Annotated in this window: 14 protein-coding genes; 1 reads left to right on the forward strand and 13 read right to left on the reverse strand. The window is 54.1% G+C overall.

The features are described 5' to 3' along the window. Positions 1-4 precede the first annotated feature (4 nt). The 7 genes from CEK60_RS10160 to rhmD form a co-directional block, all read right to left on the reverse strand. Positions 5-232, reverse strand: coding sequence for a hypothetical protein (locus CEK60_RS10160; protein ID WP_198361494.1), 228 nt, complete (start codon positions 230-232; stop codon positions 5-7). A 34-nt stretch (positions 233-266) separates the two neighbouring features. Continuing rightward, positions 267-1703 carry an aldehyde dehydrogenase gene (gene aldA, locus CEK60_RS10165; RefSeq protein ID WP_089038917.1) on the reverse strand — a complete coding sequence of 479 codons (1437 nt, stop codon included), beginning with the start codon at positions 1701-1703 and terminating at the stop codon, positions 267-269. Between the two features lie 106 nt (positions 1704-1809). Continuing rightward, the gene (locus CEK60_RS10170) at positions 1810-2607 is read right to left on the reverse strand and encodes an HpcH/HpaI aldolase family protein (RefSeq protein ID WP_089040901.1); all 798 of its coding nucleotides are present in this window, start codon (positions 2605-2607) and stop codon (positions 1810-1812) included. Positions 2608-2628: 21 nt separating this feature from the next. Further along, complete coding sequence (locus CEK60_RS10175) at positions 2629-3912, reverse strand: TRAP transporter large permease (RefSeq protein ID WP_089038918.1); 1284 nt, start codon at positions 3910-3912, stop codon at positions 2629-2631. Beyond that, positions 3909-4388 carry a TRAP transporter small permease gene (locus tag CEK60_RS10180; RefSeq protein WP_089038919.1) on the reverse strand — a complete coding sequence of 160 codons (480 nt, stop codon included), beginning with the start codon at positions 4386-4388 and terminating at the stop codon, positions 3909-3911. The genes CEK60_RS10175 and CEK60_RS10180 overlap by 4 nt, the downstream gene beginning before the upstream one ends. 20 nt (positions 4389-4408) lie before the next feature. Further along, on the reverse strand, positions 4409-5413 hold the full coding sequence (locus tag CEK60_RS10185; RefSeq protein ID WP_089038920.1) for a TRAP transporter substrate-binding protein: 1005 nt from the start codon (positions 5411-5413) through the stop codon (positions 4409-4411). Positions 5414-5487: 74 nt separating this feature from the next. Continuing rightward, positions 5488-6672 (reverse strand): L-rhamnonate dehydratase, encoded by a 1185-nt coding sequence (rhmD, locus tag CEK60_RS10190; protein ID WP_089038921.1) that lies wholly within the window; start codon positions 6670-6672, stop codon positions 5488-5490. 250 nt (positions 6673-6922) lie between these two features. On the opposite strand from rhmD, the gene CEK60_RS10195 reads away from it, so the two are divergent. Further along, complete coding sequence (locus tag CEK60_RS10195) at positions 6923-7858, forward strand: LysR family transcriptional regulator (RefSeq protein ID WP_232471498.1); 936 nt, start codon at positions 6923-6925, stop codon at positions 7856-7858. 102 nt (positions 7859-7960) lie between these two features. Here CEK60_RS10195 and arfA read toward each other — a convergent pair whose 3' ends face one another. From arfA to CEK60_RS10225, 6 genes are all read right to left on the reverse strand, one after another. Then, positions 7961-8110: an alternative ribosome rescue factor ArfA gene (gene arfA, locus CEK60_RS10200; protein ID WP_084183661.1), complete on the reverse strand. Its 150-nt coding sequence runs from the start codon at positions 8108-8110 to the stop codon at positions 7961-7963. Between the two features lie 188 nt (positions 8111-8298). Further along, positions 8299-9186, reverse strand: a complete 888-nt coding sequence (cobA, locus tag CEK60_RS10205) for a uroporphyrinogen-III C-methyltransferase (RefSeq protein ID WP_089038923.1) — start codon at positions 9184-9186, stop codon at positions 8299-8301. A 45-nt stretch (positions 9187-9231) separates the two neighbouring features. Further along, positions 9232-10950, reverse strand: a complete 1719-nt coding sequence (locus CEK60_RS10210) for a bifunctional protein-serine/threonine kinase/phosphatase (protein ID WP_089038924.1) — start codon at positions 10948-10950, stop codon at positions 9232-9234. Positions 10951-11019: 69 nt separating this feature from the next. Next, positions 11020-11829 carry a formate/nitrite transporter family protein gene (locus tag CEK60_RS10215; RefSeq protein WP_089038925.1) on the reverse strand — a complete coding sequence of 270 codons (810 nt, stop codon included), beginning with the start codon at positions 11827-11829 and terminating at the stop codon, positions 11020-11022. A 68-nt stretch (positions 11830-11897) separates the two neighbouring features. Further along, entirely contained in the window at positions 11898-12797 is a 900-nt protein-coding gene (gene cobA / locus CEK60_RS10220; RefSeq protein ID WP_089038926.1) for a uroporphyrinogen-III C-methyltransferase, read from the reverse strand. Beyond that, positions 12757-15510, reverse strand: coding sequence for a nitrate reductase (locus CEK60_RS10225; RefSeq protein WP_089038927.1), 2754 nt, complete (start codon positions 15508-15510; stop codon positions 12757-12759). Before CEK60_RS10225 ends, cobA (CEK60_RS10220) begins: the two co-directional genes overlap by 41 nt. Positions 15511-15729: the final 219 nt, after the last annotated feature.

The following is a 15729-nucleotide window of genomic DNA, read 5'->3' on the forward strand; positions in this document are numbered from 1 at the left end:
ATGGTTATTCTAGGAATCCTGGAAGTCCCATTACTACATCAAAAGCAGCGACCCCTGCTAATACAAAGAGCGGGCCAATCATCAACTCTGTACCTGCAGTGTGTTCACCTGCATACATACCGATAAAACTTTTGAAGCCAAGCCGGGCCTTTTCTGGCACCGGCGTACGCTCATACTCCCCCCCAACAGCAGGCGTTGCTGCCGATGGGGCTGAGTAATTTGCATTACTCATAGCGAGTACCTCATATTGTTGTTAGCGTTGTGTATCAAGCCTCCAGATACACCACATGGCTATGGGTATATTCATAAAGACCGTGCTTACCATCCGCACCGCCGATACCTGACTTACGAACTCCAGCGTGGAAGCCTTGCATTGCTTCAAAGTTCTCTCGGTTGATATAGGTCTCGCCAAAATCAAGCTCACGACAGGCCTGCATGGCGTTATTAAGGCTCCGGGTATAAATCGATGAGGTAAGGCCATATTCACAGTCATTGGCCAGTGCTATAGCTTCATCAAGGTTATCGATGATTTGAATGGGCAGAACCGGGCCAAAAATCTCCTGGCGCATAATGGCCATGTCTTGGCGACAGCCTGCCAGCACCGTAGGCTGATAGTGGAATCCTGCCCCCAGATCCGCGACATTCCCGCCGGTAATCAATTCAGCCCCATTCCCACGAGCGGTTTCTACCATTTGGGCCACTTTATCCAGGCCCGCTCGGTTGATCATGGGCCCCATCTCAACATCGCTATCCACTAGCGGATCACCATAGCGGGTGGATTCCATCGCTTTAGCAATACGCGCAATAAACTCATCTGCAACGCCACGCTGAACGTAAACGCGTTCGGCGCAATTACATACCTGGCCGGTATTGATAATCCGTGAGCTGCGAATCGCATTCACCGCCAGGTCGAGATCCGCATCATCCAGCACAATAGCCGGTGCTTTACCACCTAACTCCAGATTGAGCTTAGTGATGTTGTTAGCAGCATTGGCCATGATGCGTGATCCCGTTTCCACGCTGCCCGTAAAGCTAATCATATCGACCTGCTGGCTAGCGGTAAGGGCGTTACCCGCTTCAGCGCCCGTGCCGCTCACCACGTTGAATACACCTTTTGGCAACCCCACTTCATCTAGCAGACGGGCGAACTCAAAACAGTTATTGGGTGTTTCTTCGCTGGGCTTAATTACGATGGTATTGCCCGTGACTAATGCCGGCGCCATCTTGCGTGCGATCAAGAAAAACGGGAAATTCCAAGGCAAAATGCCCGCTACCACCCCAAGTGGCTTACGGAAAAGGAAAATGTTCTCCTTAGGGCGATCGCTTTGAATGATTTCGCCTTCAATGCGGCGCCCCCACTCGGCCATATAATCCAAATAGTCGGCGGTAAAGTTAACTTCCACTTCCGCCAACCCACTGATTTTTCCCTGTTCTTCCGTAATGGTACGTGCCAAATGGGCAACGTTATCACGCAGTTTATTGGCTAAACGGTGTAGAAATGCAGCACGCTCAACGGCAGGCATCGCTGCCCAGCTCTTTTGTGCTGCACGCGCTGCATCTAACGCTCGCTCGACATCATCAGCATTGGAGGCGGGAACACGTGATAGTAATGCCTGATTGGCGGGGTTAAATACTTCCAGGTGCTGCTGAGCCGCTTCAAATGCGCCGTTGATATAGTTTTGGTAGGTGGTCGGCTGTGTCATCTTCATTCTCCTATTGTCGTTATATTGGCCCCGCAGAGACCATCTGTTGGTAAGTGCTCAACTGATAAGTACTGAGTTGACAAGTACTGAATTAAGAAACGCTTCGCTAATAAGTGCTGGAAGACTGGCTTGCGGCTTGCCCCTTGTAGCGGGCAACCGTTGCCAGCGCCCCCTGGCGAAGAAGGCTAATATCGATCCCTACCGCAATAAACTGGCAGCCCAACGCCTGATAACGACGTGCGTCATCTTCAAGCGGCGCCAGAATACCCACCGGCTTACCTGCCGCCTTCACCGTTTTAACAACCGTCTCAATGGCTTTTTGAACGTCTGGGTGCCCCGGATTGCCTGGATACCCCATTCCCACCGAAAGGTCTGCCGGGCCAATAAAGACCGCATCAACGCCATCAGTTGTCGCAATCGCTTCTGCCTGCTCAACGCCCTTAGGTGATTCAATCTGCACGATTAGGCAGAGCGACTCATGGGCCTGATTCAGGTAGTCATCCACCCTATCCCAGCGGGTTGCACGTACCAAGCCGCCGCCGACGCCGCGTATACCCTGGGGTGGATAGCGGGTAGCACGTACCAGGGCCGTAGCTTGATCACCGCTTTCCACCATGGGCACCATCAGTGTCTGAACGCCAATGTCGAGTAGTTGTTTGATCAACGCAGCGTCCTGGTTAACGCTGCGTACCACCGGCGCCGCTGAATAGGGCGCCACTGCCTGTAGTTGAGCCAAAATAGTCACCACCGTATTGGGGGCATGCTCACCATCAATCAGTAACCAATCAAAACCAGTGCTCGCCACTATTTCAGCGGCATAACCAGTCGCAAAACCAGCCCAGCAACCCCACATGGGGTCACTTTTAGCCAGTGCGCTTTTAAATGTATTAACGTGCATTTCCATCATCGTTACACTCCAGTGGTACTAGTCAAAAGCCCCAAGCAGGCCAGGTAAGCCAAGTGTTAAGAAGGGTAAATACATGATGCATAGCAACCCAATAACGAGAACCATGAAGAAAGGCACGAGAGGGCGCATTGTCTTCATGTAATCAACCTCAGCGATCTTGCACCCCAATAGAACGATTAAAGCCACAGGTGGCGTCAGCGAACCTAAAAGCAGAGCAATAATGACCACGACTGAAAAATGGATCATGTCAAATCCGAACATTTGGGCAATCGGCGTCAGTATTGGCACCATCAAGATTAGCGCTGAAATTGTTTCGATAAACATGCCAACCAGGATCAGTACCAGCACGATAAGCAGCAGTACGATGGCAGGCTCGCTGGTCATACTAGAAAGCCAAGTAGCTAATGTTGCGGGCACGCCCTCTCGAGCAATAATCCAACTGAACAAAGCGGCACTGCCGAGAATGATCAGAATACTGGCGGAGGTGACGACAGACTGAAGTGCGAAGCGGTAGGTATTTCTGACATTCAGGCGATGAGAAAGCAGGCCAAACCCGAGCCCATAGGCAACGGCCACAATGCCTGCCTCGGTAGGCGTGAATAAACCGCTCTGGATACCGCCTACAATGATCACCGGCATCACCATCGCGGGTGCTGCTTTCAAAAACACCTTGCCGGTTTCGCCTAAGCTGGCTCTACGGTGACGAGGCGCGCCGATCTCATCAGCTTTCCAGTAAACCAGTGCCATCATGATCATGGCGAGAAACAGGCCTGGAACGATACCGGCCAAAAACAGCGTGCCAATGGAAAGTCCCGTCATAGCCCCATAGATCACCATTAGTAGGCTAGGCGGAATAATGGGCCCCAAGATTGCTGAAGCGGCGGTAATCACTACCGCCCACTCTGGCTTGTAGCCCTCCTTTTTCATCGCAGGAATCATCATCCCTCCGACCGCAGCCACATCTGCCGAAGCCGAACCGGAGATACCCGAGAACAGCACGCTCGTCATGATATTCACCTGGCCTAATCCGCCCCGTATATGGCCCACTAAAGAACGGGAAAAACCGACGATTGACGAGGTGATACCACCGTAGTTCATTAGATTCCCGGCAAAGATGTAGAGCGGGATGGCCAGCAAGGGGAAACTATCCAAAGAGCTGAAAAAGCGTTGAGGTAACACTAGAAGCGGTACCCCGCCATCAATGACCAGGACGGTAACGGCACTAAGCCCCATGGCGAAGGCGATGGGCACGCCGAGAGCGAGAAGAACTGTAAATAACCCAAACATTAAGGCAACGATCATAGTAGCTCCTCTACGTCTGATGCTTTTTTAACTTCATCACGACGAACAATGAAAGCAAGAATCGTCAGCACGCCCCCAATGGGGATGGGTGCATACAGCCAAGCTCTAGAAATACCCAACGAGGGTTGCATGGTGCCCAAAGCGCGTAGTGTGAATAGGTACCCCCAGTAGGCTAAAACGGCACAAAAAACAATTGAGATAGCTGCCACTGCGAAACGCCTCACCTTTTCAAAGCGGTCGTTGTTAAACCGAAACAGCTCCACCTTTATTTCATCGCATTTGTAAACCACCACAGGGGTTCCCATAAGTACCAACCAAACCAGCAGCATCCTCACCACTTCTTCTGTCCAAAAAAGTGGCAACCCCAGGAGAAACCGGTTGATGACCTGTATGAAAATCAACGCCATGATCGCCGCAAAGATGGCGACGGTCATGGCGCCAAGGGTGGCAAATGCAGCATCCAGATAACGACGCATTTGCGAGCTCCTTTTTAGAGTCACTGCTGCCCAATGGACTCAAGTAGTTCTACGGCGCCAATATTGGCAGCAAACTCTTCGCGGAAGCCTGCCAATGCTTCTTGGAAAGGCACGGGATCCACCTCATTAATAGCGATTCCCTCTTCTTCTAGCCGGCTAAACCAGGACTGCTCACGCTCAAACCACTCGCTGCGCTGTATTTCAGCCGCTTCCCGGGCGGCCCGGTTGACTGCCTCGCGGTCGCTATCAGACAGGTTGTTGTAAAAGGACTCGTTGATGGCAAAACTGCCATCGAAAAGAATATGGCGTGTTTTGGACAGTGACTCCGCAACCTCAAATATGCGGAAGGTGTAACCAACTTCCGGGGTGCCTTCCATGGCATCGACGACACCTGCTTGTAACGCGGTGTAGACCTCCGGCATGGGTACAGGCGTCGGCTGAGCTTGCAGTGCGGAGAAGGTGCCCACAAACACGGGGGACTCCGGTACGCGAATCTTCAAGTTATTGAAATCTTCGGGGGTATTAATTTGTCCTTCGGCCAAATACGTATCTCGATAGCCTGCCAGAATCCAGTTAAGCGGTCTGATCCCGGAAGTGGTAACCAATTGCTCGATCAATTGGCCGCCTATTTCACCTGCTACCACGCTTTCCCAATGATCAACGTCTCGATAAAGATAAGGTAGCGTCAGCAGACCAAATTCGGGTACATAGTTGGCATAGAGGCCCGATTCGCCATACCCCATCTCCAGTACGCCAAGCTCAACAGACTCAATAATTTCTCGTTGCCCTCCCATTTGTCCGGCGGGAAAGATCTCCACCCGGACTTCACCGTCACTGTATTCAGCTGCCAGATCGCGAAATCTTTCAGCCGCTAAATGCTGCTCAGAATCAGTCGAAATATGGTGTGCGAAACGAATTTTCGTTTCAGCATAGGCAGTGCCAAAGGGCATCATGAAGAGCAGCCCTGCGGCACCAATCATGGTCAATTTAGAGATTGAAAGACGTGAGGTGTTATTCATTTTCATTGTAGTTTCCTCTGATATTACTTGTTTTAAGTTCCCTACTTTTTAGCGGGAACAATGCTTATCAGGCCATAATGTTAATGTTGGTAAGGCCTAGAAAGCTCGCAATCCGGATTAAGGCGAACGCCAAACCCTGGTTTGTCGAGCTTGGAAGCCGCCATACGACCATTTTCAGGCACAGGCTCATCCAGCAGCAGCGGATTAAACATGGGCACCACTTCATCGGCCTTTGGCGCCATCATCAAGAACTCAGCGAACGGACTGTTATGGCGTGTAATAACAAAGTGGTAGCTGTAGACCGATGAGCCATGGGGTACAACCAGCTTGTTATGCGCATCAGCCAGCGCTGAAATCTTGATCAGCTCGGTGATACCACCGCACCAACCCACATCCGGTTGGATAACGTCGCAGCACTCCATTTCCAGAAGCATACGGAAGCCCCAACGGGTGGCCTCGTGCTCACCGGTATTCACCAGCATGCCTTTGGGGACATCGCGTTTGAGCTGCGCGTAGCCCCAATAGTCATCGGGCGGAAGCGCCTCTTCGATCCATTTCAGGTCGTACGCCTTAGCTCCCTGAGCTAGCCGAGTGGCGTAATTAACATCCAGGCTCATCCAGCAGTCATACATCAGCCAGAAGTCATCGCCGACAGCGCTACGCATCTTCGCCAGGTGCTCGAGGTTTTTCTGTAGCCCTTCGTCGCCTTCAGCTGGCCCATGCACGAGGGGCATTTTGCCGCCAATAAAGCCCATTTTCTTGGCGAGATCAGGACGTGCGCCGGTGGCGTAAAACACCAGTTCATCGCGAACCGGGCCGCCTAATAGCTGATGCACCGGCAGTTGCCGCACCTTACCAAGCAGATCCCAAAGCGCCAGATCAACGCAGGAAATTGTATTAATCACCACCCCTTTACGGCCGTAATAGAGCGTGGCGTTAAACATCTGATCCCAAATTTTTTCGATTTCAGTTACCTGTTTACCCTCAATGAAGCGGGCAAGATGCTTTTCGACAATCCAGGCACCAATTTCGCCACCGGTGGTTACAGCAAACCCTACGGTTCCATCGCTTGCCTCTACCTCAACCACCAAGGTGCCCAGAACATTGAGCCCGAAGCTTCGACGTGTCATGCGGTACTCTGGGTACTTGCTCATGGGCGTGGCGATTTGGGAATCGATCCAGTGACCTTCGGCTTGGTCATGGTAGTCAGCACCGCCACCCCGGACGGTGTAGGCGCGCACCTGTTTGATGGTGGGTTCGCTCATAAACACTCCTCGTTATGCTTGTTTACGTCATCTTCTTGAGGAAGTTGTAAGTAAAAGCGGGCAAGGTAGCTAATGATTATCTGGTTCGACTCGATACCTTTAAGTTATCGAAGAGCGCTAAGCCAGTAATGACGCCAGATTACGCTAGGCCTTTTAATAACAGGAAACCGAATAACTAGACTAATGTCGCACAGCCAAATTAAGCGTAAACACCATACCGTTTGGGTATCGATTTAAAAGTGAGATGAGAATGGATAGCTTTCAAGCACTGGTAGCAAGACTGCGTTATAAGCACCTTCTTATGCTCTCGACGCTGGGCAAAGTCGGTAACCTACACCAGACTGCCGTGGTCATGCATATGTCACAGCCTGCCGCGACACGTATGTTGAGTGAAATTGAGCGGGTGTTTGCGTGCCAGTTATTCGAGCGCATGGCAAAGGGAATGCGCCCGACCAAAGTGGGCGAAATGCTGGTGGAATTTGCTGATAATGCATTAACCCGTTTGGATAGATGCGCCGAAGAGGTTCACCGCTACCAGCTTGGTGGGCGTGGCCAGTTGACCGTTGGCGCCATTATGGGGGCCGCACCCGACCTAGTGGCTCAAGCGATCATCGAGATGAAACGCCTGCGCCCCATGCTACAAATTCGTTTGATGGGTGAAACTAGTGATCAATTAGTGGCGCTACTCGAACAAGGAAAAGTGGATATAGCAATCGCCCGCTATGCGACCTCCATACAGCATAATCAATTCGATTTTGAGCCATTGGGTAACGAAAACATGGTTACTGTGGTACGCCGTGGTCACCCATTAACTGATGAACATTTGCCCCCCCTTGAGCAGCTACTGGAGCACTGGCCCTGGATACTTCAACCGATAACCACGCCAGCACGCCAAGCGCTAGAGAAAGAGCTAGAAATGGAAGGGTTAATGTCGCCACGCGATATCATCGAATGCGCTTCAATCTTTGCTGCCTTACAGCTAGTCCAAAAAAGCGATGCACTATTAGTAATGGCTGAATCCGTTCTCAGAGATCATCTCAATATAGGGCTCATTGAGATGCTGCCACTAACCCTTGGACGAACGCTTTCGCCGTTTGGGTTATTGACTCGAAAAGATACGTTTTATAGTGAACCGGTGACCGGCTTTTGCGACATTTTGCGTCGCAATGCAGTTCAATGGGAGTAAATAAAAAAGCCGACCTTAAGAGGTCGGCGAAGCTGATGAGAGTTGCTCGGTAAAAAGGCCGAGCAATAAGATGCCTGGGGAAGGCATCGCCAAAACGCCTACTCAAGCGGCTTGGCGATACCCTCGCCCGTCACTTTTACCTTTACGAGAGTAACTACCCTTACCTTTCTTCGGTGTTTGCTGCTGCATTTTGAACATAGGCGTTCGCAGTTGCGCTTTCAGTGCGTTATCGCGTATCTTGCCTTTTTTCACGGTGTACTCCTCAGTCTTTGAAAAAACATTCTTTGAAACATAGTCTTTAAAAAAATAGACATTAACAAACACTTATCTGGCAACGCAGTAGTTTGTCTTGCCCCTACTGTGGCCGCCGTCCTATTGGTTTCTGCCGCTTGTATGACCCAATCAGATCGGCCAAGTTCCCAAAATGCTTATGCCGATGCTTAATCACCACAGGTGGTTAACGTGCTCGCGGCAGGACTTTCCGCCACCATGCTCACCACGCTGCCCACCATAATCAGGCACGGTGAGGGTAACGGTTGAGCAGCGAGTCGCGCGGGCATGTCCGCCAACGTGCCCACTAAGGATTGCTGTTCAGGCTGGCTAGCGTTTGCTACCAACATAATGGGCCACGTATCCGGCAGGCCCGCTTGGCGAAGGCCGTGGCAGATAGCGTCTACTTTGGAAAGCCCCATATAGAACACTAGGGTTTCATCTTGACGGGCAAGGGTTGCCCAGTCCGGCGTACCGCCTTCTCGGCACAGTTGCGCCGTAATAAAGCGCAGCTGCTGGGCATGGCCACGATCTGTTAGTGGAATCCCCATCCCCGCAGCGGCCGCCGAGGCAGCAGTAATACCTGGCACTATTTCAGCAGATATCGAGGCATTCGCTAGCGCCCCCAGCTCTTCGCCCATACGCCCAAATACACCGGGGTCGCCACCTTTCAAACGTACAACCGACTTACCCGCCTGAGCAAGCGAGACGATCAATGCACCTATCTCATCCTGAGGCACGCTGTGATGCCCGCTTGCTTTCCCCACGTAATAGCGTTCAGTACCTGGCGGTATCAGCCCCAGCACATCGTCACCCACTAAACGGTCATAGACCACCGCATCAGCCTGCATTAACAGTCGCGCCGCTTTCAGGGTAAGCAGCTCCATATCGCCGCTTCCTGCACCGACTAAGTACACCGTTCCAGAACGGCACTCACCGCTTAGCGGTAGGCGTAAGCGCTCGGCTGACTCGCGACCAAAGGGCGCTAACACCCGCTGACTGAGGCGCATAAAGGCCTCAAGCCATTTCCGGGTCAGTTGTTTGCTTAGCGCGCGCATGTGGACGCTCCTCTCAGTGATGAGTAATGATTCACGCTCTCAGCCTCACTTAACGACGAGCAGTGCAATCACGACTATAGCCAACGCCAACGAGACGCCTTTCCAAAAAAGCACTGGATCGCGCTCCAGTAGAGGCTGTTTAGCGCGATTGAGCATTCCTGGGCTTGGCGAGTGAAGCTCAAAGACAAACTCCGAAAGCGCCAGGTAACGGTAGTGAGGGTTAGGATGCAAGGCTTTTTTGAGCACTTCATCCACCCAAGCGGGTAACTGACGATTTTCGCTTAGCGCCGATTGGTAAGCAAGCTTATGTTGCGCCGCCCGGGTGCGAGTTTTGGCCACCTCGGTGCCATAGGGCAGCGTGCCGGTTAGCATCTGATAGGTAATCACTGCCAGTGAGTACTGATCAGAACGGGGCGTGCCGCCTTCCCCCAGAAAATACTCCGGCGCGGTGTACTGGGCGGTACCTAGAATATCATCACTAACCGCATTGACCTCTTCAGCAAGACCCGCCACCTTGGCAGCGCCAAAATCAATCAGCTTCACCGTTCCGTGGCTATCGATCATGACGTTATCGGGGCGTAAATCCTGATGCAGCATTTCCAGACGATGAAAGGCGCGTAGCCCCTTGGCGATCTGCTCGACGATAGGACGAACACTGGCTAATTCGGCGTTGGGGTGGTCACTTATCCACTGGGTCAAAGTTTGCCCTTCAATATATGCCAGCACGGTGTAAAGGTAGTGGCGAGGGCGCTCTTGGATGGGGGCTTTAAGCACGTGCTGATTGTCGATGCGCCGTGCAATCCACTCTTCGCGCACAAACCGCTCGATACTCGCGGGATCTTGGCTTAGCTCGGTTGAGAGGGTTTTTAGTGCCACCTTCTCGCCACTGGCGACATCTTCCGCCAGGTAGACATGGCTGCGACTACTGGCGTGCAGTTGACGCACAATGCGGTAGCCGTCCAGCTCGCTTCCTGCGCGCAGTTCAGACGGTGACGGCAGTGTACTCAGAGCCGCGTAGAGCTCATTAGCGTGGCGCTCAGGCAGCGAATCAATACGCACAATTTGCACGGTGAGATTATCGTCGCTGCCTTTGTCGATTGCAGCCACGATTAGCGCCTCAGCCGCCGCATCAAGATCGCCCCAATGGGCGTGAATCAGCGCGGCCATTTCGGCGCTGCTTAGCCACTCATAAACACCGTCGGTAGTGAGTACAAACAAATCGCCCACGTTCAGCGATACGGCGCAATAATCCAGCTCCAGGTGCTGGCTGGCCCCCATGGCGCGGCTTAAATGGCTGACTTCCCGGGATGCCCAGAAGCGGTGATCCTCGGTCAGTGGCTCCAACGTATTACCAGCGAGCTGATAGATTCGGCTATCGCCGACGTGAAACAGGTGCGCAGTGGTGGATTTAATCACCATCGCGCTGAGGGTACACACATAGCCACGATCCAGGTTGTAGCGATACTGGCTTTGCCGGGTTTGGGCATAAAGCCATGCATTGGTGGCCTGCAGCACCCGCTGGGCGGAGGTCTTAACCGCCCAGGTAGCTGGGGTGGCGTAGTAGTCTGTTAAAAACCCGCCCACTGCCGCTTCGCTCGCCTCGCGGCTTACCTCACTGCTGCTAATCCCATCCGCCAACGCGATCGCAATACCTTTGGTGGCGCGCAAGGGTTCGCTGGGTAGATAAGCGCCATAAAAATCCTGATTGCTGGGCTTGCGCCCTTTATCAGAGTGCTGGCCGAGCGAAATGGTCAGCGCTGCCATTATGCTTCCCCTAAAAAAAGCCTCCGCCGGAGCGAAGGCTTGGTTAATGACAAACTACTGCCTATCAGATCATAGGGCTTTTTGCGGCGCGGTACGCACGTGAGTGGTGTAGAGCGTGAGCCCTGTTAACGCCAAACCACCGATCAAGTTACCCAGCACTACCGGAATTTCGTTCCAGATCAGGTAATCCATAATCGAGAAGTTACCGCCCATCATCAGCCCAGATGGAAACAGAAACATGTTGACCACCGAGTGCTCAAAGCCCATACCGAAGAACAGCATAATCGGCATCCACATGGCAATTACCTTACCGCTCACCGTAGTTGAGATCATCGCCCCCACTACCCCAAGCGACACCATCCAGTTGCACAATATGCCGCGAATAAAAATAGTCGCCATGCCGCCAGCGCCATACTCTTTGTAACCCACCGTGCGCCCTTCACCTACTTCACCAATGACCCGCCCTACTTCGCTAGGTTCGGTGCTAAAGCCGTAGGTAAACACAATCGTCATTAGAAAGGCGACCGTTAATGCGCCACCAAAATTACCGATAAACACAATGCCCCAGTGCTTGAGAATACGATTAATCGTCACCCCAGGCCGTTTATCCAGCCACGCCAGCGGCGTTAACACAAATACCCCGGTCAACAGATCAAAGCCCATTAGATAGAGTATCGAGAAGCCCACCGGAAACAGGATGGCGCCGATAATCGGGTAGCCGGTTTGCACTGCTACGGTCACCGCAAACACCGCCGCGATGGCCAATATAGCCCCCGCCATAAAGGCGCGAATCAGCGCATCACGGGTAGACATATGCAGCTTGGCTTCGCCAGCATCGACCATCTTGGTAGCAAATTCGGCAGGCAATAAGTAGGACATTGAGAGCTTTTCCTTGGTAGCTGATTGTAAGGGTCAGAAGAGTCAAACAAGCACAGCAAACCCTGCCGTTAAGGCGTAGTTTGCTGTGCAGAGCAGAAATTGGTGGCTAGGGCAGCGGGCGTCGTGGCGACTCTTTGCACGACGCTGCCCACCACAATCAAGCAGGGGGATGGCAAGGGTGTGGCGGCGAGCCTCTCGGGCATATCCGCAAGCGAGCCCACCAGCGACTGCTGCTCGGGCTGACTGGCATTAGCCACCAGCATGATCGGCCACTCATCCGGCAGGCCCGCTTGGCGCAGGCCGTGGCAAATCGCACTTACTTTTGAAAGGCCCATATAAAACACCAGGGTTTCATCCTTGCGTGCCAGCGACGACCAATCTGGGGTGCCGTCTTCGCGGCATAGCTGGGCAGTCACAAAGCGCAGCTGCTGCGCATGGCCACGATCAGTGAGCGGAATACCCATGCAGGCCGCGGCGGCAGAGGCCGCGGTAATCCCTGGCACAATGGCAGCGGGGATCTCGGCCGCAGCCAGGGCATCCAGCTCTTCGCCCATTCGCGCAAACACCGCCGGGTCTCCGCCCTTCAGACGCACCACCGATTTACCTTCCTGGGCAAGTTTTACCATCAGCTCGCCGATCTCAGCTTGCGGTACGCTGTGATGGCCACGGGCTTTGCCAACGTAGTAGCGCTCGCTGTCGCTAGGAATCAGCGCCAGCACGTCATCACCTACCAAGCGGTCATATACCACGGCGTCCGCCTGCATAAGTAAGCGTGCAGCCTTGAGGGTTAACAGCTCTGCATCGCCGCTACCCGCGCCGACCAAGTAAACCTGCCCGGCGCGGCACTCGCCACGCAGTGGCAAACGTATGTCTGCAGCCTGCTGAACCCACGGCGTTAGCGCGCGGTGCGACAACCGCATAAAGGCATTAAACCACTTCTGTAGCAAGGGGTTGCTTAGTGCGGGCATTGGGCCGCTCCTCTTCAATAAGTGATTTCAATTCGGGAATACAGCTACCGCACTGGGTGCCGCAGGCAAGCCTGGCGCCCAACGCTTCTATGCTGATGTCGCCCTCACGGATAGCGTTGACGATAGTGGTTTGGCCTACTTGGTGGCAGCTGCACACCACCGAGCCGGTATCCGCGGCGCCGTCGTCGCAGCCAGCTAACAGTCGGCGGCGGTGGGTATCGCTTAGTGCCGCTTCGTTAAAGCGCGCTTCCAGCCACGCTAACCCTGGCAACTCATTGGGCGGGCCGACCATCAGCCACCAGCGCAACTGACCATTTTCCACGCAGGCGGCGCGCAGACGTCCGTTAGTGGGGTCTTGGCTGACGACCGATACGTCGCCGGGCAGCCACGTTTTCAGCTGCGCTAGCCAGTCATTAACCGACTGCGTGTTGGCAAGCTGCCAGCGCTGGCAGCCGCGCATGGGAATACGTGTCCAGTAGGCACTGGTGCACCAAGGTGTTGATTGCGCTGCCCCTTCGGCAACCAATAGGGTGGCCTGCCAATCAGTAGCAAGCGGCGCCAGCGCTACGGCGCCATGCTTCGATTCCGGCTGCCCAGAGAGCGGATCGGTAATGCTGTCGATCAGCACGCTGCTTCTGGCCTGCTGGGTGAAACAGTCAGTCCAATGGATGGGTACGAAGACCTCACCACGGCGCTGGGCATTGGAGACCCGCACCCGAGCGCGAAATTCGCCTTTCACGGCGGTTAACACCGCCAGCCCTTGATCCATAACACCGGCAGTGCGGGCATCCTCTGGATGCACATCCATAAAGGGTTCGGCACGGTGATTCATTAACCGAGGTGAACGAGCGGTGCGGGTCATGGTGTGCCACTGATCACGAATCCGGCCAGTGTTCAGACGCAGCGGATAAGTGGCGCTCAGCGCCTTTTCAGGCCCTTGGGGATGAATCGCCAGCAACTTGGCGCGACCATTGGCAGTGGCAAATTCGCCATCCTCAAACAGCCGTGCCGTACCATGGGGTGCGGCTTTCGTGACCGGCCATTGAATGGGTGCTAAAGCGTCGTAACCCTCCCGGCCCAGCCCTATTAAGCCTGAGATATCAAACAACCGCTGTGGGCTATCAGGCACCGAACCGTTTTCAAACCCAGAGAGCTTGGCGTGCTCGTCGAAAATCTCCCAAGGGTGCGTATAGTTAAACGCCTCGGTAAACCCCAGGCGTTTGGCCACCTCGCAGATTATCCACCAGTCATGGCGGGCCTCACCTGGTGGCGGCAGCATGCCCCGCTGGCGAGAAATGCGCCGCTCGGAGTTAGTCACGGTGCCATCTTTTTCCGACCACCCCGAGGCAGGCAGCACGATATCGGCATAAGGCAGCAGGTCAGTATGGGCAGCGCACTCGGAAACAATCACCAGCGGGCACTTTTCCAGCGCAGCACGAACCCGCACAGCATCGGGAAGGCTAGTGGCGGGATTGGTGGCCATCACCCACAGCGCTTTTATTTCGCCACGCTCAATGGCCTCAAACAGCTCCACTGCTTTATAACCTGGCCCTTCCGGCAGGATCGGTGTAAGGCTGTCGGTAGCCCAGAAGCGGCTGACCAGATCGAGGGCGCCTGGGGTGTGATAATCCATATGCGCGGCTAGCTGGTTGGCAAGCCCGCCCACTTCGCGCCCCCCCATGGCGTTGGGCTGGCCAGTAATCGAGAATGGCCCTGCCCCCGGCAAGCCGATTTTGCCGCCGGCCAAGTGGCAGTTAATAATTGCGTTGCACTTATCGGTGCCGCTTGAAGACTGGTTGACGCCCTGGGAGTAAAGCGTGACCACATGCAACTGGCTGGCGAACCAGTAGTAGAAGGTTTCCAGGCGCTCGGGGTCGACATCACAAGCCGCCGCTACCTCCGCTACCGAGCCCGCGGTTTGCTGAGCCGCCGCCAGGGCATCGTCAAACCCTTCGGTGTGGCGCTCAAGATAGAGGGTATCGAGCTTGCGACGCTGCGCCATCCACGCCAGCAGGCCGTTAAACAGGTAAGCATCGCTGCCTGGCTTAATCCCCAGATAGAGATCGGCTATTTCACAGCTATCAGTGACTCGTGGGTCGATCACCACCAAACGCATCAGCGGATTGCGCTCTTTAGCAACCTTAATCCGCTGATAGAGCACCGGATGATTCCAAGCCAAGTTGGAACCCACCAGCACGATCAGTTCCGCCTCTTCCAAATCTTCGTAGTTACACGGCACTGCATCGGCGCCGAAGGCGCGCTTGTAACCAACCACCGCCGAGGCCATACACAACCGCGAGTTAGTATCTAAATGAGGCGTGCCCAAAAAGCCTTTAAACAGCTTATTGGCGACGTAGTAATCCTCAGTTAACAACTGGCCGGAAAGATACGCTGCCACGCTGTGGTTGCCATACTCGGCCCGCAGAATGTTTAAGCGTTCGGCAGTGGTGCTTAGGGCGGTATCCCAGGAGACCTCAACCCCATCTACACGCGGGTGCGTCAACCGCCCCTGTTGTCCCAAGGTTTCATGTAGCGCAGAACCTTTGACGCACAGACGTCCGTAGTTAGCCGGATGCTCACGATCGCCCTCGACAGCGCTCAGCGTGCCCGCTTCAACGGTTGCCGTCACGCCACAGCCAACGCCACAGTAGGGGCATGTGGTTTTGGCTTGCTGCGTCGTTGTGGACTGCTGCCCTGCTTTTGCCCCTCGCATAACACCTCCTCGGGTCGAGCCTGAACGCCATATATACGTATATAAATGCCGAGCATAAAAAAACGCCCAGTCCCGTTCTCTAATGCGCTTTATAAACGCATTGAGAGAAGAGGGCTGGACGTCGTTGCCACAGCGCACCTTCAGCGGTGCAAACTAGTTTTTACCACTACAGACTTTTACATCTGCCAAATCTCTAACAGCTACACATTTTCTAACGAC

The sequence above is a fragment of the Halomonas sp. N3-2A genome (assembly GCF_002216165.1).
Taxonomy (GTDB): domain Bacteria; phylum Pseudomonadota; class Gammaproteobacteria; order Pseudomonadales; family Halomonadaceae; genus Vreelandella.